This window comes from Pseudomonas sp. 86_A, assembly GCF_017491705.1.
Taxonomy (GTDB): Bacteria; Pseudomonadota; Gammaproteobacteria; order Pseudomonadales; family Pseudomonadaceae; genus Aquipseudomonas; species Aquipseudomonas koreensis.
On sequence record NZ_JAFGYS010000011.1, the window covers coordinates 26,089 to 47,986 of the forward strand.

Sequence of the window (21,898 nt, forward strand, 5' to 3'; positions counted from 1 at the left end):
GCGCGACTGCGGATCGCACAAAGGTCCGGACGCCGACTATAAGAAGAGGGGGTGGGTGGATTGTTCTTTGGCAAACCCCGTGAAAAACGCAGAAAACAGCGGGCTTTGAGCAGTACGACCCGGACACTGGCAAATATTGCTGGCCGACGTACGGCACTTTTTGGCGCTCGGGCTAGTCTTAGCGTGGATCGCGGTGACGGATGTCACTTCACCTGTCTACGCTATCCTTGTGCGAGACTCACGCAGGAATCCAGCGCAATATGAATGTCCTGATCGTTGATGACGAACCACTGGCTCGCGAGCGCCTAAGCCGCATGGTAAGCGAGCTCGAGGGTTACACAGTCCTGGAGCCCAGCGCCACGAATGGCGAAGAGGCGTTGGCGCTGATCGACAGCCACAAGCCGGATATCGTGCTGCTCGATATCCGCATGCCGGGCCTCGATGGCCTGCAGGTCGCTGCCCGTCTGTGCGAACGCGAAACGCCGCCGGCCGTGGTGTTTTGCACCGGCCCCGATGAATTTGCCGTGGAAGCCCTGCAGGCCAGCGCCGTGGGCTATGTGGTGAAACCCGTGCGAACCGAACATCTGCATGACGCCCTGAAACGGGCAGAACGTCCCAACCGGGCGCAACTCTCTGCCCTGACCCGTCCCGCCGCCGAAAGCGGCAACGGCCCGCGCAGTCATATCAGCGCCCGAACCCGTAAAGGCATCGAACTGATCCCGCTGGATCAGGTGGTCTACTTCATTGCCGATCACAAGTACGTGACCTTGCGCCATGAAAGCGGTGAAGTGCTGCTGGACGAACCGCTCAAGGCGCTCGAAGACGAATTCGGCGAGCGTTTCGTGCGCATTCACCGCAATGCGCTGGTCGCCCGTGACCGCATCGAACGTCTGCAACGCACGCCGCTGGGGCACTTTCAGCTGTTCCTCAAGGGCCTCAATGGCGATGCTCTGATCGTCAGCCGCCGCCATGTGGCGGGCGTGCGCAAAATGATGCAGGGCCTGTAACCCGGTCATTCCGGGCGGCTCTGAAGTCTTTTTACCAGGCATTGCCGGCCAGGGAGGCCACGCCGTTTCTGATTCAAGTCAAAGTGGATTTGACTGAGCTGTTATTATCCGCCGTATCTATTCAGTACGGATTGATCCATGTCCTCTCGCGAAATCCGCATCGCCACCCGTAAAAGTGCGTTGGCCCTCTGGCAGGCCGAATACGTCAAAGCCCGTCTGGAAGCGGCCCATCCGGGTCTGCTGGTGACGCTGGTGCCCATGGTCAGTCGCGGCGACAAGCTGCTCGACTCGCCGCTGTCGAAAATCGGCGGCAAGGGCCTGTTCGTCAAGGAACTGGAAACCGCGCTGCTGGAAAACGAAGCCGACATCGCCGTGCACTCGATGAAAGATGTGCCGATGGACTTCCCCGAAGGTCTGGGTCTGTTCTGCATCTGCGAGCGCGAAGACCCGCGTGATGCGTTCGTTTCCAATACTTATCAAAGCCTGGATGCGCTGCCCGCCGGCGCCATCGTCGGCACCTCCAGCCTGCGTCGTCAGGCGCAACTGCTGACGCGTCGCCCGGATCTCGAGATCCGCTTCCTGCGCGGCAACGTCAATACCCGTCTGGCCAAGCTCGATGCCGGTGAGTACGACGCGATCATCCTCGCGGCAGCCGGTCTGATCCGCCTCGGTTTCGAAGACCGCATCACCTCGGCGATCAGCGTCGACGACAGCCTGCCGGCCGGTGGCCAGGGCGCGGTCGGCATCGAATGCCGTAGTGCCGACACTGAAATTCACGCCTTGCTGGCGCCGTTGCACCACGCCGATACCTCCTCGCGCGTCACCGCTGAGCGTGCCCTCAACAAACATCTGAATGGTGGCTGCCAGGTGCCGATCGCCTGCTACGCCGTGCTCGAGGGTGAGCAGTTGTGGTTGCGTGGTCTGGTCGGCGAGCCGAGCGGTGGCAAGCTGCTCAGTGCTCAGGCGCGCGCACCGCGTGCCGATGCTGAGGCGCTGGGCGTGAAGGTCGCTGAAGACCTGCTCGGCCAGGGTGCCGACGACATTCTCAAAGCGGTGTATGGCGAGGCAGGTCACGAGTGACCGGTTGGCGAGTGCTGCTGACACGCCCTGCGGACGACTGCGCGGCGCTGGCCGCGGTGTTGGCCCAAGAAGGTTTTTTCAGCAGTTGCCTGCCGCTTCTGGACATCGCACCGCTGCCGGTTTCTGACAGCATGCGTCAGGCGATGACAGAGTTGCCGCACTGCAGCGCCGTCATCGTGGTCAGCAAACCGGCGGCGCGAATTGCGCTTGATCTGCTCGATGCCTTTGGCCTGCACTCGCTGTCGATGCCGTGGTTCAGCGTCGGTGCGGCGACCGCACAGATTCTTCGTGATCGTGGCCTGGACGTGCACTTCCCGGCCACCGGCGATGACAGTGAAGCGTTGCTGCAATTGCCGCGTCTGCGCGAAGCCGTCACCCGGTCCGGTGCGCAGGTGTTGATCCTGCGCGGGGAGGGTGGCCGCGAGCTGCTCGCCGAGCGCCTGCGCGCACTAGGTGCTAGTGTCGAGTATCTGGAGTTGTATCGGCGTGACCTGCCGGCCTACCCGCCACAAGAGCTGCCGCGGCGGATTGCAGCGGAACGCTTGAACGGGCTGGTGGTCAGCAGTGGACAGGGTTTCGAGCACCTGCGCCAAATGGCCGGCGATGCCTGGCCGGCGATTGCGCAGTTGCCGTTGTTTGTTCCAAGCCCAAGGGTCGCCGAGCTGGCACGTGCCGCCGGGGCTCAAACAGTTGTGGATTGCCGCGGCGCGAGTGCCGCGGCTTTGCTGACGGCGTTACGGGAGCATCCCGTGCCCGTTCTCTAATGCAAAGGATGGATACGTGAGCGAAACAGCCTTGCCTAAAGATGACGTCCAACCTGTGATCGATGCCCAGGTTGAAACTCCACCGCCGGCCAAAGAGCCGCGCCGAGGCAACGGACTGGCCATTGTCGCCCTGTTGCTCGGCGCTGCCGGCGTGGCGATCGGTGGCTGGGGTGTCTGGCAGGTGCGGCACCTGCAGACCAACACCGCACAACAGTCAGGCCAGGTGCAGGCGCTGAACGATCAGGCGCAGAGCCTGAAGCTCAACGAACAGCGCCTGACCGAGCGCCTCGCGCAGTTGCCGGGTGCTGATGAGCTCGCTGAACGCCAGCGTCTGGTGACGCAACTGCAAGGTGATCAGCAGCGCCTCAACCAGCGTCTGGAAACCGTCCTCGGTGCCAGCCGCAAGGACTGGCGTCTGGCCGAGGCCGAGCATCTGCTGCGTCTGGCCAGCCTGCGTCTGTCGGCGTTGCAGGACATCAGCAGCGCCCAGGCGCTGGTGCAGGGGGCCGACGAAATTCTCCGTGAACAGAACGACCCAGGCTCGTTCGCCGCCCGCGAGCAAGTGGCGAAAACCCTGGTCGCCCTGCGCAGCACCGAGCAGCCGGATCGTACCGGGCTGTTCCTGCGCATTGGCGCGTTGCGCGATCAGGTCATCGAACTGACCGAACTGGCGCCGGAGTACAAGGATCGCGGCGAATCATTGCTGGGTCTGACCGCTGACGGTGATGGCGCGAGCCGCTGGGCGCAGTGGTGGGATCAGATTTCCCGCTACATCCGCATCGATTTCAACGCCGACAAGAATGTGAAGCCACTGCTGGCGGGGCAGAGCCTGAGCCAGGTTCGCCTGGCCCTGAGCCTGGCGCTGGAGCAGGCGCAGTGGGCTGCGCTCAATGGTCAGGCGCCGGTTTACACCCAGGCATTGACCGAAGCGCGGGACGTGCTCAAAGGTAATTTCAATCCGGACAATCCGCAGAGCAAGGTCATGCTCGAGCAGGTTGCCGAGCTGAGCCAGCAACCGGTCACGGTCAAGACGCCAGACCTCACCGGCACGCTGAGTGCGGTGCAAGGCTACCTGGAGCGACGTAACGTCAATGCTGAAGAGTCGGTGAAACCGTTCGCCAAACCTGCCGCCAACACCGCGCAGGAGACCACGCCATGAAACGCCTGTACGTGATCGTGTTTCTGGTGATTGCCGCGACAGCGGCATTGGGCCTGGCGATTGCCGAGCACTCCGGGTACGTGCTGATTGCCTACAAGAGCTTCCGCTACGAGGCGAGCCTGTGGGCCACGCTGGGGCTGATCGCGGTGCTGTGGCTGCTGATCTGGGGCATCAAGGCGCTGGTCGAATTGGTCATGGCCTCCAGTGGTGTGGTCAATCCCTGGTCGCGGCGTAACCGCAGCCGTCGGGTGCAGGTGGCGATCGAACACGGTCAGCTGGATCTGGCGGAAGGGCGTTGGGCCAGCGCGCAACGTCATCTGTATCGCGCTGCTGAAGCCGAGCGCCAGCCGCTGTTGTATTACCTCGGCGCGGCACGCGCGGCCAACGAACAAGGCAAGTACGAAGAATGTGATCAGTTGCTCGAACGCGCCCTGGAGCGCCAGCCGCAGGCCGAACTGGCGATCGCCTTGAGTCATGCGCAGTTGCAGACCGATCGCGGCGACACCGAGGGGGCACTGGTGACCCTGCAGGCGATGCACGAGCGGCATCCGCATAACGTGCAGACCCTGCGTCAGTTGCAGCGCCTGCACCAACAGCGTGGCGACTGGTCGGCGGTCATTCGCCTGTTGCCGGAACTGCGCAAGGACAAGGCACTGCCGGCGGCTGAGCTGGCCGAGCTCGAGCGTCGCGCCTGGGGCAACAACCTGTCGCTGGCCGCGCACCGTGACGAGGATGGCAAAGTCGGTCTGCAGTCGCTCAATCGCGCCTGGGAGCAGTTGAGTGCCGCGCAACGCCAGGAGCCGGCGCTGGTGCTGGCGTATGCCGAACAACTGCGTCAGTTGGGGGCTCAGGTCGAAGCCGAAGAGCTGCTGCGCAGCGCCCTTAAACGCAAGTACGACAGCCACTTGGCCCGACTGTATGGACTGGTGCGCGGCAGCGATCCGGCCCGTCAGTTGCAGACTGCCGAAGGGTGGCTCAAGGAGCATCCGGGCGATGCAAGCCTGTTGCTGACCCTGGGGCGTCTCTGCCTGCAAACCAGCCTGTGGGGCAAGGCCCGGGATTATCTGGAGAGCAGCCTGCGAGTGCAGCGCAATCCGGAAGCCTGCGCAGAGCTGGCACGCCTGCTGGCGCAACTGGGCGACACCGAGCGCAGCAACCAGTTGTTCCAGGAAGGTCTCGGACTGCTCGATGAGCGTCTTCTGGCCGCACCACTGCCAGTGCCGGTTCACGCTTGAAATAACGAGGGAGAATGCTCCCTCGTTAACGCTCAGCGAACGGAGAATGTCCTTTTCGTGGGTGTCCTAGGCAAAGTCCTACAATGGACTACACCGATTCCTCTCGCGCCTGTCGGGTTTTCCCTACACTTCTGATGAACTGTCGGCAGGAACCTGCCTTGAAAGGCTGACAAGCTTTCCTCTACCGTAACTGCCTGTCTCTACTGTTACGGAAAAGCCATGTCGTTGGCCTGTTCACGCTCCTTGTTTTTCACGGCTTTCACTGCAGCGGCGCTGGCCCTGGGAGCTTCCTATTACCTCGAATACGCGGTCGGGCTGACGCCCTGCAGCCTGTGCCTGGCGCAACGGTTGTTCATGACGTTGCTGATCGGCTGTTGTGGCCTGGCGGCGGTTCATGGGCCGCGGCGTGTCGGCCTGTCGCTGTACTGGATGAGCGCGCTTTGCATAAGCCTGGGCGGGACCATCGCCGCCTGGCGGCAAGTGTTGTTGCAGAGCGATCCGCTGTTGCAAATGACTCACTGTGTACCCGACGCCGAAGCCCTGTTCAGCAATCTGCCGTGGCTGTGCGCCACGGTACGCATGTTTAAAGGCAGTGCCGATTGCGCGGAAATTTCCTGGACACTGTTCGATCTGAGCATTCCGGAGTGGAGTCTGCTGTTCTTTGTGGCGATGTCGATCCTTGCGATGTACCAATTGCTGCGGCTGGTCTGGAACGCTCTGCAACGACCACTCAGCGGCGAAGCGTCGCACCGCACGTTGGTCAGGGATTAAACACTTGTATGAACTTTATCTCCTGCGTACCTTGAAGCCATAGGCGTGCGGGCATAATCTGGCCCGCACGTGTCATTGGATTTATGTTGCTCGATGACGCTCTGCCCGGTCGGCCTCCAAGCGCTAAAAGCCAGAAGAGGGGCGCGGGTGTAGAGCAGCATGACCCACAAGGGAAGAGAGATCGCCATGCTCGAAAGTTGTCAGAATGCTCAGGAACGTTGGGGTGGAGTTCATCTGCTGATCGACCGCTGGTTGCACGAGCGTGAAGATCTGATCGGCGCCTACGACAGGCTCGGTGCGCAGCCTGAGTCGCTGTCCGAGAGTCGCAAGCCCTTGCAGGAATTCTGCGGTGTGCTGGTCGACTACGTTTCGGCCGGGCACTTCGAAATCTACGAACAGCTGACGGGCGAAGCCAAGGCGTTCAACGACAAGCGTGGCCTGGAACTGGCCGACACGATTTACCCGCGCATCGACGTGATCACCGAGAAGCTGCTCGCGTTCAACGATCTGTGCGACGCGGGCAAATGCGTCGCCGAGAAGTTCAAGGAACTGGGCGGCCTGCTGCACGAGCGCTTCGAGCTGGAAGACTGTCTGATTGAAGTGCTGCACACGGCACACAAGCAGGAAGATCCGGTTCAGGCTTGATTCGTTTCTCGCAGACATAAAAAACGCGGTGCGCCGAAAGCGCACCGCGTTTTTTTATGCCTGCGTGTTGGGTGCGATCAGCTCGTTGCGCCCCGCAACTCGACCTCAAACACCAGTGGCGTAAACGGCGCAATCAGATCGCCCGCACCGTCAGCGCCGTAGGCCTGATCCGATGGAATCACCAGTCGCCACTTGGCACCCACCGGCATGTTCTGCAGCGCAGTACGCCAGCCGGCAATCACGCTGTCGAGGCTGAACCATTGCGGCTGAGTGTTCTGATCGAACACCGTGCCATCCGGCAGTCGACCGACATACAACACCTGGACTTTTCCATCCGGACCGGCCTTGGCACCGGTGCCCGGCGTCAGTTCGGTCAGCAGAATGCCGTCGGCCAGTTCCTTCACGCCTGGCTTGGCTTTTTCGGCGGTGAGAAAACGTTGCTCGTTCTCCATCGCGGCATCGCTCGAAGGCAGCGAAGAGTGTTCGGCATTTTGCGATTCATGATCAGCAAGGATCTGCTCGATCCGTGCTTCGCTCAGCGCCAGGGGCTTGCCTTGATAGGCCTGCTGCAAACCTTCGACCAGTGCCTGGATCTGCAATTGAGGGACCTCCTGACGCAGCCGTTCACCGAGGCTGGCGCCGAGGCTGTAAGCCAGATCGTGGGCGTCGTTCGCAGTGGTTTTTTCGTCGGCGTGGGCGGCGGAAAAAATCATGCAGAGGGATAAAAAAAGGTAGCGCGACATGGGCACTCTCCGTCCTGAGATGCGGGCGATTATGCCAGCGCGAACGTCTGCAACGGTGAACTGCTTTTGCCTTTGTGCAGAACATTTTCGCTTCGTTGCAACGCAACGGTTTCGTTACTGTCAAGATGACCTAGCGGCGGTAACTGCAGAGGTCTAGTATGAGCCGCACTCACGTCAGCCAGGAGGTAAACCATGTCGGCCACCAAGAAGCCTGTAAACACTCCGTTGCACTTACTCCAACAACTCTCGGGCAGCCTGCTCGAGCATTTGGAAAACGCTTGCTCGCAAGCCTTGGCTGATGCTGAAAAACTGCTCGCCAAACTGGAAAAGCAACGCGGCAAGGCGCAAGAAAAACTGCACAAATCCCGCACCAAATTGCAGGACGCAGCCACTGCCGGTAAAGCCAAGGCGCAGAACAAGGCCAAGGCTGCAGTCAAAGAACTCGAAGACCTGCTCGACGCGCTGAAGGATCGTCAGTCCGACACTCGCGGCTACATTCTGCAACTCAAGCGCGATGCCCAGGAAAGCCTGAAACTGGCTCAGGGTGTCGGTCGTGTGCAAGAGGCCGCCGGCAAGGCGCTGTCCTCCCGTGCAGCCAAACCTGCAGCAGCGCCTGCGAAGAAAGCGGCAGCCAAACCTGCAGTGGCGAAAGCGCCGGCGAAAACCGCTGCGGCGAAACCAGCGGCCAAGCCAGCAGCCAAGGCTCCGGCTAAAGCTGCGGCCAAACCTGCTGCAAAAACTGCTGCGACCGCGGCGAAAAAACCTGCGGCAGCGAGCACTGCAAAACCTGCTGCACGTACTGCCGCCGCCAAACCGGCTGCTGCAAAACCGGCCGCCAAACCAACCGCAAAACCTGCTGCGCGCAAAGCGGCTCCGGCAAAAACCGCCGCCGCTAAACCCGCTGCGAAAGTGGCGGTAAAACCTGCAGCCAATCCTGCAGCCAAACCTGTTGCGGCAAAAACCACTGCCAAACCAGCCGCTAAAACCGCTGCCAAACCAGCCGCAAAGCCAGCAGCTAAAGCCACTGCCAAACCAGCCGCCAAACCTGCTGCTGCCAAGCCGGCAACCGCTGCCGCCAAGCCTGCTGCCAAACCAGTGGCAGCAAAGCCAGCCGCTAAACCCGCCGCGAAAAAACCGGCCGCTGCCAAACCCGCTGCCGCCAAACCGGCGACCGCCGCTGCCGCCAAGCCAGCCGCTACAGCGCCGGCCACCGCAGCTGCTCCAGCCGCTCCTGCCTCGACCACCACGACTGCGCCAACGCCAGCCGCAACGTCGAGCACCAGCAGCAACCCGACCAGCGCTTCCTAAGTGCCGGTTGCCGCGACGCGCAGCATTTGCAGCGCGTCGCGGTTCGGGCTGGCGGCCGATCCCGCCAGACGCTCAAGCCACTCTTCCGACGCTGATGCAGCCTGCAACGGCCAGTCCTGAGCGATTTGCTCAAGTTGCCATAGCAGATGCCGTTCGGCTTCCAGCTCCAGCGCTTTCATCTGTTCACGCAGGCCCTTGAGCACCGGATCCTCTTCGGCCAGGATTTTCCATTGAGTGCGCAACGCACGCAGTGGCTGCACCACCTCCCGATCCCAAGGCCCCACCAGCATTTTCAGCTGCTCCGCGCGCTGTTCGTCGCAAGCCACGCCGCGTTGTTCCAGCCACAGACCACACAGCAACAGGCACACGTTGGCCCCCGCTGTCTGCAGTTGCAGGCAGGCCGGTTCCACGCCCGGTCGGGCGTAGGTGGCAAGGGAAAAGCTCCACAGGTCAGAGGACATCGTGCTACTCGCGCCAGTTGTGAGCGAAGCTGGTAGACTCCGCCGCCATTATGATCCGACTTCAGAACCTGACTTTACAGCGTGGCCCGCAACGTCTGCTAGAAGACGCCGAGCTGACCCTGCACGCCGGCCACAAAGCTGGCCTCATCGGTGCCAACGGCGCCGGCAAATCCAGCCTGTTCGCCTTGTTGCGCGGCGAGTTGCACCCGGACTCGGGCGATTGCCTGCTGCCGGCCGACTGGCGGATCGCGCACATGCGCCAGGAGGTCGACACGCTCGAGCGCCTGGCGGTCGACTATGTGCTCGATGGCGACCTGCGTCTACGCGAAGTGCAACGTGACCTCGCCGTAGCCGAAGCAGCCCACGATGGCACGGCTCTGGCCCGTCTGCACGCCGAACTCGACAGCGCCGACGGTTATACCGCCGATGCGCGGGCGCGCAAGTTGCTGGCCGGGCTCGGTTTCACCAACGAGCAGATGGATCGGCAGGTAGGAGATTTCTCCGGTGGCTGGCGGATGCGTCTGAACCTGGCGCAGGCCTTGATGTGTCCGTCGGACCTGTTGCTGCTCGACGAACCGACCAACCACTTGGACCTCGACGCGATCATCTGGCTCGAAGAGTGGCTGAAAAGCTACCCGGGCACCTTGCTGTTGATTTCCCACGACCGCGACTTCCTCGATGAAGTGGTCGATCACGTGGCCCACGTCGATCAGCGCAAACTGACCCTTTACCGCGGCGGCTACACCGCGTTCGAGCGCGCCCGTGCCGAACGTCTGGCCCAGCAACAGCAGGCCTACGAGAAGCAGCAGGCGCAACGTGCGCACATGGAAAGCTACATTGCCCGCTTCAAGGCTCAGGCCACCAAGGCCCGTCAGGCGCAGAGCCGGATCAAGGCACTGGAGCGCATGGAAGAGCTGTCGGCGGCCCACGTCGATTCGCCATTCGATTTCGTGTTCCGCGAGTCGACCAAGATCTCCAGCCCGCTGATCGATCTGTCCGATGCGCGTTTGGGTTACGGCGATAAAACCATCCTGGAGAAGGTCAAGCTGCAACTGACCCCGGGTGCGCGGATCGGTCTGCTCGGACCGAACGGCGCCGGTAAATCGACGCTGATCAAGAACCTTGCTGGCGAACTCGAGCCGCTGGCCGGACGCCTGACCCGTGGCGAGAACACCGTGGTCGGCTACTTCGCCCAGCATCAGCTCGACTCGCTCGACGCCAAGGCCAGCCCGTTGCTGCACTTGCAGCGTCTGGCACCGACCGAGCGCGAGCAGACCCTGCGCGACTTTCTCGGCGGTTTCGACTTCCGTGGCGCACGCATCGATGAGCCGGTACTGAATTTCTCCGGTGGCGAGAAAGCGCGTCTGGCCCTGGCATTGATCGCCTGGGAACGGCCGAACCTGTTGCTGCTCGACGAACCGACCAACCACCTCGACCTGGAAATGCGCCTGGCGCTGACCATGGCGCTGCAGGAATTCAGCGGCGCGGTACTGGTGGTGTCTCACGATCGGCACTTGCTCAAGAGCACCACCGACAACTTCTATCTGGTCGCTGATGGCAAGGTCGAAGAGTTCGATGGCGACCTCGAAGACTACGCCCGCTGGCTAGTGGAATACCGTCAGCGCAACGCCCCGGTCAGCAACACCCCGGTCAACCCGGACAAGACTGACAAGAAGGCTCAACGTCAGGCCGCTGCTGCATTGCGTCAGCAACTGGCACCGCACAAGCGTGAAGCCGACAAGCTCGAAGCCGAGCTGGGCAAGCTCCACGAGAAACTCGCCAAGGTCGATGCTAGCCTCGGTGACAGCGACATCTACGAGCCGGCGCGCAAGAACGAGTTGCGTGATCTGCTGGCCGAACAGGCCAAGTTGAAAGTGCGCGAAGCCGAACTGGAAGAGGCCTGGATGGAAGCCTTGGAAACGCTGGAAAGCATGCAGGCGGAGCTGGAGGCGCTGTCCTGATGGACGCGTTCAAGCTGCCGCTGCCGGCCATGTGGGTCGAGCCGATCTGGCTCGGCGTGCAGATTCTGCTGATCCTGCTGGCCGGTTACATTGCCCAGCGCTTTGTCGCCAAATGCCTGACCCGTCTGGGTGAGCGCTATCCGTTCCCGCCGCAGTTGCTGATGCCGCTGCGTGGCGGGCTGCGCTGGCTGATCATGGGCAGCGCGCTGATCTTTGTGCTGGAGCGCCTCGGCGTGTCGGCCACGGTGTTGTGGACCGCGCTGTCGGGTTTCGTCGCGGTGGCGGCGGTGGCGTTCTTCGCGATGTGGAGTGTGCTGTCGAACCTGCTCTGCGCGATCCTGATCTTCACCGTCGGCCCGTTCCGTCTGGGGGATGTGGTCGAGTTGGTGGACACCACCGACAAGCCCGGCGTCAAAGGCCGGGTGGTGGCGATCAATCTGCTCTACACCACGTTGATCGAGGCTGAAGAACTGGGCACCGGCAGCGCCATGGTGCAGGTGCCGAACAGCTTGTTCTTCCAGCGCTCGGTGCGGCGCTGGCGCGGGACGGATGTTTTTCCTTCCAGTGGGTTTGAGAAGTAAGTCTTGAAGCAAGATCAAAAGATCGCAGCCTTCGGCAGCTCCTACAGGGTCAGCGCCAATTCCATGCAAGAGCTGCCGAAGGCTACGATCTTTTGCTTTTAGGCCCAAACCGCATTAGCTTGGACGTTTGGTACGAGTCCGAGTCGAGGTGTGCGATGGAGCTTCAAACATGGCTGGCATTCTTTGCCGCCTGCTGGGTGATCAGTCTGTCCCCGGGCGCCGGCGCCATTGCGTCGATGTCCAGCGGTCTGCAATACGGTTTCTGGCGCGGTTACTGGAATGCCTTGGGCCTGCAAGTTGGCTTGGCGGTGCAGATTGCGATTGTCGGCGCCGGTGTTGGCGCGATTCTTACTGCTTCGGCCACGGCGTTCTATGCGATCAAATGGTTTGGCGTGGCCTATCTGGTCTATCTGGCGATCAAGCAATGGCGTGCGCTGCCCATGGACATGAGCGACGACGCGGCGGTGCGGCCGATCGGCAAACCGTTGGCCCTGGTGTTCCGCGGCTTTCTGGTGAACATCAGCAACCCCAAGGCATTGGTGTTCATGCTGGCGGTGCTGCCGCAGTTCATCAATCCGCATGCACCGTTGCTGATGCAGTATCTGGTGATCGGCGTGACCATGATCTGTGTTGATCTGATCGTCATGGCCGGCTACACCGGGTTGGCATCCAAGGTGCTGCGCCTGTTGCGTACCCCGACGCAGCAGAAGCGCATGAACCGCACGTTTGCCGGGCTGTTCATTGGCGCGGCGGCGTTCATGGCGACGTTGCGCAAAGCGGCGGTCTAAAAGCCTCGGCCACAAAAAAGGCGACCTCTTGAGGTCGCCTTTTTATTTCTACTGATTTCTCTAGAGAACTCAGTTGTAGCGAGGGGATTCATCCCCTCACCACAGGGTTATTCACTCAGCCGGCTAGTGCAAAATCACCGGCGCAGTATCACGCGGCAGATTGTTGCGCTGCTGCGGTTCACGCGGCTGCTCGTAACCGCTGCCACCCAGCTGCATGCTCAGTTGCCCGGCCACGTCTTCGCCCAGCGCTTTCGACACCTCACGCACCACCCGAGGGCGGTTCAGCGAGATCTTGATGTCGCGGCCGTTCACCAGTTTGGTGTCCTGTGCTTCACCCATCGCCGTGAAGGCCGACGTGATCTCGTAAGTCTTGGTGTTGATCAGGCTGAAATCCGCCACCAGCGTCAGGCCCAGCACCGCCGAATAGCTGTCGGTGTGCGCCAGCTCATTCATGTCCTGGGTGAAATCGATGTCGGACACGGTGCCGAACAACACATAGTCGGCGCCCTTGAAGTTGCCGGCCTTGATGCGTTTGATCACGTCGTAGATATCACCCTTGGACGACGCGGTGTACGGCGTGCCCTGCACCAGCTGGAACATACCGGTGCGCAGGATTTCACCCTTGATGTCGCCGGTGAATTTGCGCAGCTCGGTCTGCTCGATGTAGCTGGTGGTCGCTTCCAGCTCGTTGTAGTTCGACGAACCACTGGAGCTGTAGTAACCCTCGCGGTAATTGTTCTGCGCCGAAACGATGTGGATGTATTGCTCCACACGCTCCTGATACGCCAGATCCGTCACCGCGACTTTCGGGGCCGCTTGCGCGCTGAACGCGCAAGCCAGGGCCATCATGCCAATCCATGCGCGCATTGCTTAACGCTCCGTGGTTTTGCGGATCTCTTTTTCGTCCATCCACTCGGCCAGACCGCTTTCAACGTCGATCAGTTGCAGGCTGAATTTGTAGAAGACGTCCTTGTAGTCGCTGCTGCGCTTGACGATCGAGCTGATCGAGCCTTCCAGACGGTATTTGGCGGCGATCATGTTGCCGGTCTTGGCCACGGTGCTCTTCTTGTACAGGCCGCTCTGGTTTTGCAGCTTGAGCTGATCAACCTGGCTCTGCATTGCGGTGTTGTCGCTGGCGAAGCGGGCAGTGCCGGACTTCATCAACTGGGTCTTGATGCTGGTGGTGATCTCGCGGGTATCGATGTACTCGCTGGTCTTGTTCTTCACGTCGTAGACCTGCACCACCGGGCGGCCCTGCAGGATGCCGGACTGGGCCAGCGAGCGGGTCATCGATTCGGCGATCATTTGCAGGTCGGTCGAACCGAATTCGTTGGTCACGGTTTCAACCGCTTTGGTGTCGCCGTAGCTGATGTTCTTGCTGCCCAGGGTCGGCGAAGTGTTGGCGCAACCGGAAGCCAGCAGGGCGAGGACAGCGATCAAGGAAAAGCGTGCAAACATGGGAATGCTCTCTAAAACAGGAATAGGGTGGCGGGCTTAAGGCGTCTTGAGTTCCAGACGGAAATCCACGGCTTTCGGGGTCGGCGCGATGCCCTGGATAAAGCTGGTCTGGGCGCCGTACATCAACTGGCTTTTCCAGACTTCTTCCTCGGCGATCGGGAAACCTTCCGGACCGAGCCAGGCGAAGCGGTAGTAGAACGTCTTGTTGCTGTTGAGGGTGTTGGTCAACTGCACATTGACGGTCATGAAGCCGTTCTCGCGAGCCACGCGCATGGCGCCGACCGCGATGTGTTTTTGCGGGCCCATGGCCACGACCTTGCTCGCGGCGCTGCCCGGCTCTGGTGGTGGCGGGGTGGCGCAGCCGCTGGCCAGGACGGCGAGGGCGGCAACGGCGATGAGTTTGAAGCGCATGCAAAGACTCCGTTCTTAAGGTTGTTTGAGGCTGGCGACGTTGGTCGCGCCGGCGCTCGGGATGACGTGGGCGGCGAGGCCCGCAGCGAACACCTGATTGCCCACGGCGCGCAGGCTGATCACCTGATAACGCTGATCGACGGTGACCTTGACCACCGAACCGCCGACGGCGCTCGGCAGACTGACTTGGTGCTCGCCTTTCTTCAAGCGCAGTCGCACCACTTGGGTGTTATCCGGCAGAGTGCGCCATGTACGGGTATCGGCACCTTCCAGCACGGCTGAAGAGATACCCACGGCCAGACCCGCCAGCGGGTTGGTTTCGTTGATCTTCTTCTGCGCCACGCCTTTGGTGATTGCGCGCACGGTGGTGCGCACGATGATCCCCGGCATGTCATCGCGCAGGGCGCGGCGCGACATGGCGGTGGTGCTGTTGAGGGCGGTCAGGTTGACTTGCTGGCCATCGACGCCAATCTGCGCGAACGGCGCGGTGGAGGTGTCAGGCTTGATGATCGGGAACGACAGCGGGGTGATCACCACGTTGTTGGAAATCGGCAATGGCAGCGGTACGCGGATCGAGTCGCGGGCTGGCGCCAAGCCGCTTTGCACCACGATCAGGATGTCGCTGTCGTCGGACTTGGTCGGCTTGTCGAGGTTGACCAGCGCCTGTTCCAGCAGCGGCGTGTTCGGGCGCAGTTCGGCGGCCTTGCGGTAGCCCGGTGCAGCCAGGTCTTTCTCGCCCAGGGCTTCGTAGACGAAACCGGCCAGGTAATGGCTGAACGCACTCTGGTAGCTGTTTTTCAGGCCGACCACTTCCGGCGCGTCGAGGCTGGCGACCGGGTAACCCTGCAGATCCTTGTACTGGGTCTTGATCCCTTCTTTTTCGGCCTCTTCCTCGCTCTTGAGGTATTCCTTGTCGCGCAGGTCGGCGATCACCGCTTCACGTTCGTGAGTTTTCTTGATCGCAGTGCGGGCGCCGTCGAAGTCATTGACCGCCAGCAGGTTGAGGGCCATCTGCGTGGTCAGCATGACTTTTTCGTAGTCGTAGCCTTCGTAGCGACGCACCTTGTCGTTGACGATGAAGCTGCCGAACTGGGCGAGGTATTTGGCGGAGTCGAGCTTGACTGCATCTTCCCACTGACCGACCACCTGATCGGCGCTGGTCCAGGCATTCTGGCTGCCGGACAGGTCGCCCTTGGCGCGCAGCAACTCACCTTTCTCGAAGTAATAGAGCAGGTCTTTGTCCGGGCCGGTGTTGTTCTTTTCCAGCAGGGTCAGCGCGGCATCGACGTTGCCGGTCGCCAGTTGCTGGTTGGTCTGGGCCAGTTCCGAATCGTAGTTGCGAAATGCCGAACAGCCGGACAGCAGAGTGACAGCGCTGAGCGCGATCAAGGTGGGAGCACGGAATGCCATGGGGGTGTTTCTTCCCTGAGCTTGAAACAGCAGCAGCCACCTGTGCTGGTCGGGCTGATGTGACCCATCGACAGTGGCGCTGGCCTCCTGCCAATTCCTCATAACCAGAGGAGCTTTTATGCCGCATCGCGATAGCGCGGGCGCGGCATTATAAGCGGGCGGTGCTGGCCATGTAATAGCTTTTTAATCGCACTTGTTAGTTTGGTGCCATCATTCTAAGCATTATCAATCGTCCTGCGGTCATGGCGTTTCAGGCAGGACCAGTGCGGAACCCACGAAATAGTTTTTGCCCATGAATACCCGCAGATTGAACACTTGATGGTTCTGGTCGACGCGTACCGTGAACCCGTCTTCTGCACGAAAATACGGAAAGCGCACGCGGTGCAGGCCTTTTTTCAGGCGCAGACGGGCGACCAGGGTTTTATCCGGCAGTGTGCGCCAGGTTCGTGTGTCAGCTTCCTCGAAAGGATCGTGATCGGTCACCACCAGCGAAGCCTTGGCCGGATCGCGTTCGTTCTTTTGCGCCTGGCTGATGGCTGCCATGTTGGCGCGGAACATGGCGCGAGAAATGATCGCCGGCATGTCATCGCGCAAGGTGCGCATGGCCATGTCCGTGACGCTGTTGATCATCGTCAGCGGGTATTGTTTACCATCGACGAGCACGCTTGGAACTGGAGGTGTGAGAGTGTCGGGCACCATCACCGGGAACGAAATGGGGGCGATAATCGTCAGGTTTTCGTTCAGCCGCACCGGGATCGGCACTTGCACCGAGCTGCGTGCCGGGGCGAAGCCGGCCTGGACCACGATCAGAATCTCGCTTTCATCGCCTGCCGGCCCGGGTTTGTCCAGATTGCGCAGAGCGTTTTCGAGAAACCGCAGGCCCGGGCGCAATTCGATCGCCTGTCGATAGCCGGGTGCCGCGAGCGTACGCTCGCCCAAGGCTTCATAGGTGAAGCCAGCCAGATAATGACTGAACGCACTCTGGTAGCCATTCTTCAGCGCGATGACTTGCGCAGCGTCGAGGATGGTCACCGGATAGCCTTGCAAATCTTTGTAATGCAGCGTGATCCCTTGGCTTTTGGCTTGCTCTTCAGCTTCTTCGTATTGCCTTTCGCGCTGCCGGGCGATCAGGGTTTCGCGCTCGTGGGTTTTCTTGATGTCGGCCCGGGCACCGTCGAAATCGTTTTCCGCCAGTTGGTTGAGCGCCATCTCGGTGGTCAGCATGACTTTTTCGTAGTCGTAGCCCTCGTAGCGCAGCAGCTTGTCGTTGACCAGCATCGTGCCCATTTCGTTGCCGAAGCGGGTCAGCAGTTTGATTGGGGCTGAGGGGGTGGTCTCTTCACGCTGGAAAATCATCCGGTCGGCACTGCGCCAGGCTTCCTGGCTTTTTGGCAGGTTGGTGCCGGCGCTGAGAATCGCGCCGCGTTCCAGGTAATACAGCAGATCCTTGTCTTCCCAAGGATTGTGCAGCTCCATCAGGTAGAGCGCTTCGTTCAGATTGCCCTGCGCCATCTGGTCGATGGTCTGCTGCATTTCCTGATCGTAATTGCGATAAGCGGCGCAACCGCTCAGTTGCACGATGAGGCTGAGCAGCAGGCAGAACGGCAGACAATGGCGCATGGAGACGGGTTCTTCCTTGAACGGCAAAAGCACGGGGGTGACGCATTATAGGGGCGCTTTGCTGCTGCCGGGTGGGTAAGCATTACGCTAGGCTTGCGCGCTCAGCGATCAACAAGTCGGGGACTCTCGATGAATCAACTGCAAGCCATGCGCGCCTTTCGTTGCATCGTCGAGTGTCGCGGATTCAGCGCCGCTGCCGAGCGACTCGACACCACCCACTCGACCATCTCCCGGCAGTTGCAGCAACTGGAAAGCGAACTCGGCACACGCCTGATCAACCGCAACACCCGCCGTTTCAGCCTGACCACGGCGGGGCAGCAGTATTACGCGGCGTGCGTGGACATTCTCGAACGTCTTGATCAAGCCGCGCTGGCAGTGGGGCAGGCTCACGAAAGCCCCAGCGGTGTGCTGCGCATCAGCGCGCCGATGGTGATCGGTACGCTGGAGCTGGCGAGCTGGCTGCCGGCGTTTCAACAGCGCTATCCCGCGATCGAGGTAGACCTGTCCTGCGATGACCGCTTTGTCGATCTGATCGCCGAGGGTTTCGACGTGGCCTTGCGCATCTGCGGGCCATTGGCCGATTCGTCATTGGTCGCGCGCCTGCTGACCGTCTCGGACCTGTTGCTGGTGGCGTCGCCGGCCTACGTCGCCCGCAATGGCCTGGTGCGTCAGGTGCGCGAGCTTGCCGAGCATCAGTTGCTGGCGTTTGCCGGAGGCAGCAGCTGGGTGCTGACCGATGCGCGCGGGGTGACGACGCCGGTATCGGCACAAGGTCGGTTCAAGGCGGATTCGATCAGTTCGCTGCACGCGGCGGCGCTGGCCGGGGTCGGCATTGCCGCGTTCACCCGGGCCACGGTGCAGGACGATCTGCTGAGTGGCCGGCTGGTGCAGATCCTGCCCAACTGCAGCCTCGGTCAACGGCACTATTACGCGCTTTATCCGCACGCCCGGCATGTGGCGCTCAAGGTTCGGGTCTTTGTCGAATTCATGCTCGAACATTATCGCCAGGCGTCGGCGCCACTGCGCTAAAGCGGTTCTACGTCGACAAAGCTTGAGCGAAAGGCGTTCGAAGTGAACAATATGTAACTTCGCATTTCCATTTGAGACTCATTCATGACTGCCTCGTCCCGATTGCTGGCCTGGCTGGTGTTCCCGTTGTTTGCCCTGTGCAGCGCCAATCTGCTCGCCGACACCGTGGAAGGCGCCCCGCAGGCGCTGCACCTGCTCGATTACATCAGTGCCGACTACCCGCCGACCGTGGCGTCAGGCAAGGTCGTCGACGACGGCGAATACCGCGAGCAACTGGAATTCACCCAAGTGTTGCAAGGGCTGATCGCAAGCCTGCCAGCGAAGCCGGACAAGGCTGCGCTGGAGCAGGGCGTCAGTGCGCTGCACGCCGCGATCACCGCCAGGCAGGACGGCGCTGACGTCGCCCGTCAGGCCCGGCAACTGGGGGCGAAACTGGCGGTGGCCTACGAGGTCAGCCAGGCCCCGATCATCACCCCCGATCCGACCCGTGGCGCGCCGCTGTACGCGCAAAACTGCTCGGTGTGCCACGGTGCCAACGGTGCCGGTGACGGCCCGGCAGGTCTCGGCATGACGCCGCCACCGGCCAACCTGCGCGATGCCGCACGGATGGACCACCTGAGCCTGTACGCGATCTACAGCACCCTCGGCCAAGGCGTCGAGGGCACCGACATGCCGGCCTTCGCCGATCAACTGGACGACCGTCAGCGCTGGGATCTGGCGACCTACATCGCCGGTTTCAGTGCCGACCCGGCAGCGGCCAAGTCCGACAAGACCTACAACATCGCCGATCTGGCCCGCCAGACCCCGGCCGAAGTGCAGGCCGCCGAAGGTGCGCAAACCGCCGCCATCTTCCGCGCCCAGCGCGCGCAGCCGCCGCAGGTCAAGCGCGGCCCGGCGCAGTTGCTCGACTACACCGCCGCCACACTGGACAAGAGCCTGGCCGCGTACCGTGCCGGTGATCGCGATCAGGCCTACGACCTGTCGGTAGCGGCGTATCTGGAAGGTTTCGAGCTGGTCGAAAGCTCGCTGGATAACGTCGACGCCAACGTGCGCAAGGACACCGAAAAATCGCTGATGGCCTACCGCCAATCGCTGCAGGACGGCTTGCCGGTGGCGCAGGCCGAGCAGCGTCTGGACGCGGCCAAGGACAAATTGAAAGCGTCCGCCGAATTGCTCGGCAGCGATGGCTTGAGCTGGTCGCTGAGCTTCATTTCCGGCCTGCTGATTCTGCTGCGTGAAGGTCTGGAAGCGATTCTGGTGCTGGCGGCGATCCTCGCCTTCCTGCGCAACACCGGCCAGCAGTCGGCGGTGCGCAGCGTCAACATCGGTTGGGTGCTGGCGCTGTTGGCCGGTCTCGGCACCTGGGCGCTGGCGGCGTATGTAATTGATGTGAGCGGCTCGCAGCGTGAACTGCTCGAAGGCGCGACGGCGCTGTTTGCCAGTGTCATGGTGCTATGGCTTGGGGTGTGGATGCACGACCGGCGTCACGCGGCGGCCTGGCAGGACTACATCAAGCAGAGTCTGGTGGGCGGCGGCGGGCGTTTCGGCTTCGCGATCCTCGCCTTCTTCTCGGTGTATCGCGAGCTGTTCGAAGTGATCCTGTTTTACGAAACCCTGTGGCTGCAGGCAGGTCCGGCCGGACATGACGCGGTGCTGGCCGGTGGCGCCACGGCGCTGGTGCTGCTGGTCGGTCTGGCCTGGGTGATCCTGCGCGGCTCGGCGAAGCTGCCGCTGGCGCTGTTCTTCAGCATCAACGCCGGGCTGCTGTGTGCGTTGTCGGTGGTGTTCGCCGGCCATGGCGTGAAGGCGTTGCAGGAAGCCGGGATCTTCGGCACGCGGCCGGTGGCGTTTTTCGACTTCGACTGGCTGGGGATTCATGCCGACGCCTATTCGCTGATGGCGCAGGCGCTGGCGATTGTTGCGATTGTCGTATTGTACGGGCGTAGCCGGATGGCCGAGAAGCGGCGGGCCGTCGCTTAAAAAGCATTCGCTGGCGCTCACATTCGCGGGCAAGCCCGCTCCCACAGGTTTAGCGTTAACCTTGTGGGAGCGGGCTTGCCCGCGATGCTTTCAAGAGAGGAAAAGAAGATGCGTGTATGGATCGATGCCGACGCCTGCCCTCGGGCCGCCAAGGATCTGGTGGTGAAGTTCGCCCTCAAGCGCAAGTTCGAGGTGGTGCTGGTGGCAGGCCAGCCGCAGACCAAGCCGGGGCTGGCGATCGTCAAACTGATCGTGGTGCCCAGCGGTCCGGATGCGGCGGACGATTATCTGGTCGAGCACGCGGTGCCTGGTGAGCTGGTGATCTGCAGCGATATTCCGCTGGCCGATCGTCTGGTGAAGAAGGGCGTGGCGGCGCTGGACCCGCGGGGCAAGGAATTCGACGCGCAGAACATGGGCGAGCGCCTGGCCGTGCGCAACCTGTTCACCGACCTGCGCGAACAGGGCCAGATCAGCGGCGGCCCGGCGCCGTTCGGCGAGCGTGAGAAGCAGGCGTTTGCCAATGCGCTGGACCGCATCCTGACGCGCTTGACCCGCCAGCCTTGATTCAACCCTATCACCCTGTGGCGAGGGAGCTTGCTCCCGCTGGCTGCGTAGCAGCCGCAAAACCATTCAACCACGAGCTGCCAGATACGCTCGGCTTATCGGGTTTACGACGGCTGCGCCGCCGAGCGGGAGCAAGCTCCCTCGCCACAAAGGGTTCTCAGCGATGCCTCAGGCATCGTTCTCGTGGGTCAGTTCGAGCACGCGGTCGACCAGTTTGTTGATCCCCGACGCCGCCTCACTGATGTTCTGCGCCAGCATGTACGCCGGGGTGGTCACCAGTTTGCGTGCCTTGTCTTCGATAATGTCGCTCACTGCGCAGTCTTCGTGGGTGGCGCCCATTTTGTTCATGGCGGTCGCGGTATCGGCGTCATTGCCGATGGTGCAGGTCACGCCCGGGCCGTAGATTTTTGCTGCCAGCGCCGGCGAGATGCACATCAGGCCCACGGGTTTGCCCGCTTCGGCAAACGCTTCGGCCAGGGCCAGCACTTCGGGCTGCACCGTGCAGTTGGCGCCTTCGACGGCGAAGTTCGACAGGTTTTTCGCCGCGCCAAAGCCGCCGGGTACGATCAGTGCGTCGAAGTCTTCGACGTCGGCTTCGCGGATGTCCTTGATGTTGCCGCGGGCGATGCGTGCCGACTCCACCAGGACGTTGCGCGTCTCGGGCATTTCTTCACCGGTCAGGTGATTGATCACATGCAATTGCGCGACGTTCGGGGCGAAGCACTGCACTTGCGCGCCGCGTTGATCCAGGCGCAGCAGGGTGATGACGCTCTCATGGATCTCGGCGCCGTCGTACACGCCGCTGCCGGACAGGATCACTGCAACTTTTTTGCTCATGGGTTTCTCTCCAGTTTCATGGCGCTAAATGTCCACTAATTTGTCGCGCGTTGCCATAGGGTGATTGGGCGGCTACACCTAGGATC

22 protein-coding genes are annotated in these 21,898 nt (G+C 61.8%); 14 read left to right on the plus strand and 8 right to left on the minus strand.

Annotated features, from left to right (window positions below; translation table 11 throughout):
- Positions 1-260 precede the first annotated feature (260 nt).
- From J5M57_RS17620 to rsd, 7 genes are all read left to right on the plus strand, one after another.
- Positions 261-1,007: a LytTR family DNA-binding domain-containing protein gene (locus J5M57_RS17620; protein WP_003229385.1), complete on the plus strand. Its 747-nt coding sequence runs from the start codon at positions 261-263 to the stop codon at positions 1,005-1,007.
- 138 nt (positions 1,008-1,145) lie between these two features.
- A complete protein-coding gene (gene hemC / locus J5M57_RS17625; RefSeq protein WP_064589778.1) occupies positions 1,146-2,087 on the plus strand; it encodes a hydroxymethylbilane synthase in 942 nt (313 codons plus the stop codon).
- Complete coding sequence (locus J5M57_RS17630; protein WP_169842965.1) at positions 2,084-2,851, plus strand: uroporphyrinogen-III synthase; 768 nt, start codon at positions 2,084-2,086, stop codon at positions 2,849-2,851. The genes hemC and J5M57_RS17630 overlap by 4 nt, the downstream gene beginning before the upstream one ends.
- Positions 2,852-2,867: 16 nt before the next feature.
- Positions 2,868-4,010: a uroporphyrinogen-III C-methyltransferase gene (locus J5M57_RS17635; RefSeq protein ID WP_064589776.1), complete on the plus strand. Its 1,143-nt coding sequence runs from the start codon at positions 2,868-2,870 to the stop codon at positions 4,008-4,010.
- Positions 4,007-5,245 carry a heme biosynthesis protein HemY gene (locus tag J5M57_RS17640; protein WP_064589775.1) on the plus strand — a complete coding sequence of 413 codons (1,239 nt, stop codon included), beginning with the start codon at positions 4,007-4,009 and terminating at the stop codon, positions 5,243-5,245. The genes J5M57_RS17635 and J5M57_RS17640 overlap by 4 nt, the downstream gene beginning before the upstream one ends.
- Before the next feature lie 219 nt (positions 5,246-5,464).
- Entirely contained in the window at positions 5,465-6,016 is a 552-nt protein-coding gene (locus J5M57_RS17645; RefSeq protein ID WP_169842967.1) for a disulfide bond formation protein B, read from the plus strand.
- A gap of 186 nt (positions 6,017-6,202) precedes the next feature.
- Positions 6,203-6,661 carry a sigma D regulator gene (gene rsd / locus J5M57_RS17650; protein ID WP_169842968.1) on the plus strand — a complete coding sequence of 153 codons (459 nt, stop codon included), beginning with the start codon at positions 6,203-6,205 and terminating at the stop codon, positions 6,659-6,661.
- Between the two features lie 77 nt (positions 6,662-6,738).
- On the opposite strand, the gene J5M57_RS17655 is transcribed toward rsd, so the two are convergent.
- Complete coding sequence (locus J5M57_RS17655; protein ID WP_169842969.1) at positions 6,739-7,404, minus strand: FKBP-type peptidyl-prolyl cis-trans isomerase; 666 nt, start codon at positions 7,402-7,404, stop codon at positions 6,739-6,741.
- Positions 7,405-7,596: 192 nt separating this feature from the next.
- Here J5M57_RS17655 and J5M57_RS17660 point away from each other — a divergent pair, with 192 nt between their 5' ends.
- Entirely contained in the window at positions 7,597-8,712 is a 1,116-nt protein-coding gene (locus tag J5M57_RS17660) for an AlgP family protein (RefSeq protein ID WP_207848320.1), read from the plus strand.
- On the opposite strand, the gene J5M57_RS17665 is transcribed toward J5M57_RS17660, so the two are convergent.
- Positions 8,709-9,173, minus strand: a complete 465-nt coding sequence (locus J5M57_RS17665; RefSeq protein WP_207848321.1) for a TIGR02444 family protein — start codon at positions 9,171-9,173, stop codon at positions 8,709-8,711. The two genes, J5M57_RS17660 and J5M57_RS17665, sit on opposite strands and share 4 nt — an antisense overlap.
- A 50-nt stretch (positions 9,174-9,223) precedes the next feature.
- Between J5M57_RS17665 and J5M57_RS17670 the strand changes: the two genes are divergently transcribed.
- The 3 genes from J5M57_RS17670 (at position 9,224) to J5M57_RS17680 (ending at position 12,503) form a co-directional block, all read left to right on the plus strand.
- On the plus strand, positions 9,224-11,134 hold the full coding sequence (locus J5M57_RS17670) for an ATP-binding cassette domain-containing protein (RefSeq protein WP_027610459.1): 1,911 nt from the start codon (positions 9,224-9,226) through the stop codon (positions 11,132-11,134).
- Entirely contained in the window at positions 11,134-11,715 is a 582-nt protein-coding gene (locus J5M57_RS17675; RefSeq protein ID WP_169842972.1) for a mechanosensitive ion channel family protein, read from the plus strand. The genes J5M57_RS17670 and J5M57_RS17675 overlap by 1 nt, the downstream gene beginning before the upstream one ends.
- A 155-nt stretch (positions 11,716-11,870) precedes the next feature.
- Complete coding sequence (locus J5M57_RS17680) at positions 11,871-12,503, plus strand: LysE family transporter (RefSeq protein WP_207848322.1); 633 nt, start codon at positions 11,871-11,873, stop codon at positions 12,501-12,503.
- A gap of 123 nt (positions 12,504-12,626) precedes the next feature.
- Here J5M57_RS17680 and J5M57_RS17685 read toward each other — a convergent pair whose 3' ends face one another.
- From J5M57_RS17685 to J5M57_RS17705, 5 genes are all read right to left on the minus strand, one after another.
- On the minus strand, positions 12,627-13,370 hold the full coding sequence (locus J5M57_RS17685; RefSeq protein ID WP_207848323.1) for a penicillin-binding protein activator LpoB: 744 nt from the start codon (positions 13,368-13,370) through the stop codon (positions 12,627-12,629).
- A gap of 3 nt (positions 13,371-13,373) precedes the next feature.
- Positions 13,374-13,961, minus strand: coding sequence for a penicillin-binding protein activator LpoB (lpoB, locus tag J5M57_RS17690; protein WP_003229365.1), 588 nt, complete (start codon positions 13,959-13,961; stop codon positions 13,374-13,376).
- Positions 13,962-13,997: 36 nt separating this feature from the next.
- Complete coding sequence (locus J5M57_RS17695) at positions 13,998-14,372, minus strand: YcfL family protein (RefSeq protein WP_064589766.1); 375 nt, start codon at positions 14,370-14,372, stop codon at positions 13,998-14,000.
- Between the two features lie 15 nt (positions 14,373-14,387).
- Positions 14,388-15,782 carry a hypothetical protein gene (locus tag J5M57_RS17700; protein WP_064589765.1) on the minus strand — a complete coding sequence of 465 codons (1,395 nt, stop codon included), beginning with the start codon at positions 15,780-15,782 and terminating at the stop codon, positions 14,388-14,390.
- 240 nt (positions 15,783-16,022) lie between these two features.
- On the minus strand, positions 16,023-17,402 hold the full coding sequence (locus tag J5M57_RS17705) for a hypothetical protein (RefSeq protein WP_207848324.1): 1,380 nt from the start codon (positions 17,400-17,402) through the stop codon (positions 16,023-16,025).
- Positions 17,403-17,531: 129 nt separating this feature from the next.
- On the opposite strand from J5M57_RS17705, the gene J5M57_RS17710 reads away from it, so the two are divergent.
- The 3 genes from J5M57_RS17710 to J5M57_RS17720 all read left to right on the plus strand — a co-directional run bounded on the left by J5M57_RS17710 (position 17,532) and on the right by J5M57_RS17720 (position 20,975).
- Complete coding sequence (locus tag J5M57_RS17710; protein ID WP_207848325.1) at positions 17,532-18,431, plus strand: LysR family transcriptional regulator; 900 nt, start codon at positions 17,532-17,534, stop codon at positions 18,429-18,431.
- 84 nt (positions 18,432-18,515) lie between these two features.
- A complete protein-coding gene (locus J5M57_RS17715) occupies positions 18,516-20,411 on the plus strand; it encodes an FTR1 family protein (RefSeq protein WP_207848326.1) in 1,896 nt (631 codons plus the stop codon).
- Positions 20,412-20,519: 108 nt separating this feature from the next.
- Positions 20,520-20,975 carry a YaiI/YqxD family protein gene (locus tag J5M57_RS17720; RefSeq protein ID WP_064589761.1) on the plus strand — a complete coding sequence of 152 codons (456 nt, stop codon included), beginning with the start codon at positions 20,520-20,522 and terminating at the stop codon, positions 20,973-20,975.
- Positions 20,976-21,143: 168 nt separating this feature from the next.
- On the opposite strand, the gene elbB is transcribed toward J5M57_RS17720, so the two are convergent.
- Complete coding sequence (elbB, locus tag J5M57_RS17725; protein WP_064589760.1) at positions 21,144-21,812, minus strand: isoprenoid biosynthesis glyoxalase ElbB; 669 nt, start codon at positions 21,810-21,812, stop codon at positions 21,144-21,146.
- Positions 21,813-21,898 lie beyond the last annotated feature (86 nt).

What these genes read in the sequence shown, in the direction of transcription:
- J5M57_RS17640 (WP_064589775.1), top strand. Translation starts at nt 4,007, where the DNA reads ATGAAACGCCTGTACGTGATCGTGTTTCTGGTGATTGCCGCGACAGCG.
- J5M57_RS17705 (WP_207848324.1), bottom strand. Translation starts at nt 17,402, where the DNA reads ATGCGCCATTGTCTGCCGTTCTGCCTGCTGCTCAGCCTCATCGTGCAA.
- J5M57_RS17670 (WP_027610459.1), top strand. Translation starts at nt 9,224, where the DNA reads ATGATCCGACTTCAGAACCTGACTTTACAGCGTGGCCCGCAACGTCTG.
- J5M57_RS17700 (WP_064589765.1), bottom strand. Translation starts at nt 15,782, where the DNA reads ATGGCATTCCGTGCTCCCACCTTGATCGCGCTCAGCGCTGTCACTCTG.
- lpoB (WP_003229365.1), bottom strand. Translation starts at nt 13,961, where the DNA reads ATGTTTGCACGCTTTTCCTTGATCGCTGTCCTCGCCCTGCTGGCTTCC.
- hemC (WP_064589778.1), top strand. Translation starts at nt 1,146, where the DNA reads ATGTCCTCTCGCGAAATCCGCATCGCCACCCGTAAAAGTGCGTTGGCC.
- J5M57_RS17660 (WP_207848320.1), top strand. Translation starts at nt 7,597, where the DNA reads ATGTCGGCCACCAAGAAGCCTGTAAACACTCCGTTGCACTTACTCCAA.
- J5M57_RS17710 (WP_207848325.1), top strand. Translation starts at nt 17,532, where the DNA reads ATGAATCAACTGCAAGCCATGCGCGCCTTTCGTTGCATCGTCGAGTGT.
- J5M57_RS17675 (WP_169842972.1), top strand. Translation starts at nt 11,134, where the DNA reads ATGGACGCGTTCAAGCTGCCGCTGCCGGCCATGTGGGTCGAGCCGATC.
- J5M57_RS17720 (WP_064589761.1), top strand. Translation starts at nt 20,520, where the DNA reads ATGCGTGTATGGATCGATGCCGACGCCTGCCCTCGGGCCGCCAAGGAT.
- J5M57_RS17715 (WP_207848326.1), top strand. Translation starts at nt 18,516, where the DNA reads ATGACTGCCTCGTCCCGATTGCTGGCCTGGCTGGTGTTCCCGTTGTTT.
- J5M57_RS17685 (WP_207848323.1), bottom strand. Translation starts at nt 13,370, where the DNA reads ATGCGCGCATGGATTGGCATGATGGCCCTGGCTTGCGCGTTCAGCGCG.
- elbB (WP_064589760.1), bottom strand. Translation starts at nt 21,812, where the DNA reads ATGAGCAAAAAAGTTGCAGTGATCCTGTCCGGCAGCGGCGTGTACGAC.
- J5M57_RS17620 (WP_003229385.1), top strand. Translation starts at nt 261, where the DNA reads ATGAATGTCCTGATCGTTGATGACGAACCACTGGCTCGCGAGCGCCTA.
- rsd (WP_169842968.1), top strand. Translation starts at nt 6,203, where the DNA reads ATGCTCGAAAGTTGTCAGAATGCTCAGGAACGTTGGGGTGGAGTTCAT.
- J5M57_RS17645 (WP_169842967.1), top strand. Translation starts at nt 5,465, where the DNA reads ATGTCGTTGGCCTGTTCACGCTCCTTGTTTTTCACGGCTTTCACTGCA.
- J5M57_RS17665 (WP_207848321.1), bottom strand. Translation starts at nt 9,173, where the DNA reads ATGTCCTCTGACCTGTGGAGCTTTTCCCTTGCCACCTACGCCCGACCG.
- J5M57_RS17655 (WP_169842969.1), bottom strand. Translation starts at nt 7,404, where the DNA reads ATGTCGCGCTACCTTTTTTTATCCCTCTGCATGATTTTTTCCGCCGCC.
- J5M57_RS17680 (WP_207848322.1), top strand. Translation starts at nt 11,871, where the DNA reads ATGGAGCTTCAAACATGGCTGGCATTCTTTGCCGCCTGCTGGGTGATC.
- J5M57_RS17695 (WP_064589766.1), bottom strand. Translation starts at nt 14,372, where the DNA reads ATGCGCTTCAAACTCATCGCCGTTGCCGCCCTCGCCGTCCTGGCCAGC.